The organism is Belnapia moabensis DSM 16746 (assembly GCF_000745835.1).
GTDB lineage: Bacteria > Pseudomonadota > Alphaproteobacteria > Acetobacterales > Acetobacteraceae > Belnapia > Belnapia moabensis.
Genome location: NZ_JQKB01000266.1, coordinates 1 through 1,540 on the forward strand (window position 1 = coordinate 1; position 1,540 = coordinate 1,540).

Annotated in this window: 2 protein-coding genes; one reads left to right on the forward strand and one right to left on the reverse strand. The window is 59.0% G+C overall.

Annotation, left to right across the window (positions count from 1 at the left end; all coding sequences use genetic code 11):
- On the reverse strand, nt 1-534 hold a 534-nt coding region (locus tag EP26_RS36015; RefSeq protein WP_211259649.1), incomplete at its 3' end, for a PAS domain S-box protein.
- A gap of 340 nt (nt 535-874) precedes the next feature.
- Here EP26_RS36015 and EP26_RS32785 point away from each other — a divergent pair.
- Nucleotides 875-1,318: a response regulator gene (locus tag EP26_RS32785; RefSeq protein WP_084113201.1), complete on the forward strand. Its 444-nt coding sequence runs from the start codon at nt 875-877 to the stop codon at nt 1,316-1,318.
- Nucleotides 1,319-1,540 lie beyond the last annotated feature (222 nt).

Here is a 1,540-nt window from a genome sequence, read left to right on the forward strand (position 1 = left end):
TTCGAGGTTGCTTGTCACGGCTTGGAGCACATTGTTGAAGTCGTGTGCGATACTGCCGGTGAGTTGGCCGACGGCCTCCATCTTCTGCGCGTGCCGAAAGCCTTCCTCGCTGGCCCGCAGCGCCGCCTCGGCCTGCTTGCGGCCTGTAATATCTGTCAATGCCGCGATGACCCGAAACTCACCGCTTGCCGGCGTGCGCTCCACCGTTGCCGAGAGTAGCACGTCGAGCATGGCGCCATCTCGCCTGAGGAAGCAGCACTCCACCTCGTGTATTTCACCGTTGACCAACAGGTCTCCCCATGCGGCAGCGGTCCGCTGGGCAGATTGCGGCTCTTGGAACTCCAACACGGGCTGATCAAGGACTTGGTGGCGGCTACAACCGAGTAGATCAAGGCATCGGTCAGACACGTCCGTCACAACGGCTCGAAGGTCAAGGATGAGCATCGGAACTGGCGCACGGATGAAGTTGGCGCGATGACAGGCCTCGCTCTGGCGTAGGGCTTCATGAACCGCCTCTAGATAGTCCGGCACCACGGTTAGAGGCGCATCCCTCCGATGACTATTGTCTTCCGTGTTTGGCTGTTTGCTGTTCTTCACGAGCTTTCGCTCCAGCGGCTTCCACCCTTGTGCGAATGGTCCCTTGCGCGAATGATCTCATCAGTTCCGGTGAACACGCAAGCAAAGTTAAACACTCAACCTGCGGTACGGCTGTTTGCAAGGCGGTGCGGCCTCGTCTCTCAATCATTGATAATCAAAATTCCCTTGTCCACTTCGCTTGGTGGAAATATATCGAGAGCATTCAGTAAAGGTGGCGAACTCGCAGCGAATACACCCGTTGAAGTTGTGCATGGCGCTCTTATTTAGGGTGTAGAATATGGCTACCCAAAAGCCTCGATTAGGTGCGCCAGAAGCGGGAGCGGCCCACATCCTTATCGCGGAGGATGAGGCTATGATTGCACTGTCGCTGTCCGACCTCCTTGAAGCCGAGGGCTATGAGGTGAGTATAGCCGGCGACGGTGTTGTGGCGCTGGCGGAAGTAGAAAGACTTGGAACTCGGCTTGATGCGCTGGTGACCGATCTCAACATGCCTCGCATGAGCGGCGAAGACCTTATCCGCGCCCTTCAGGGCGTCCAGCCCGATCTCCCGGTGATCGTGGTAACCGGCTCGGCCCCGCCGGGCGGGCTGCCGGCCTTGCAGGACGGGAGCGGCAATGGGCCATGTGCCCTGCTGCACAAGCCTATTAAGTACGGAGACCTCGTTGCTGCTGTGCGGTGCGCTGTCCTGGCCAAACCGAGCCGGCACATGGCTTGCGGCTAATGATCCAGCTAACGACAATGAGCATCCGATAGGCTACACTCGACCGCTGTCGGCTGAGAGGCCGGCACCCTGTTGTGCAGCAGCGCCCTAATCGCAAGGGTGAGTTCCAGTGCCGTAAACGGCTTTAGCAGCACTGGGAATTCCTGCACCGCGGAGTGGCTGTCACCTACATAGCCGGTGACGAGGAGGACCGGTAACCCGTCCCGGTGCCGTCGAACTTCC

Coding starts and splice junctions, on each gene's coding strand:
- EP26_RS32785 (WP_084113201.1), top strand. CDS start 875: ATGGCTACCCAAAAGCCTCGATTAGGTGCGCCAGAAGCGGGAGCGGCC.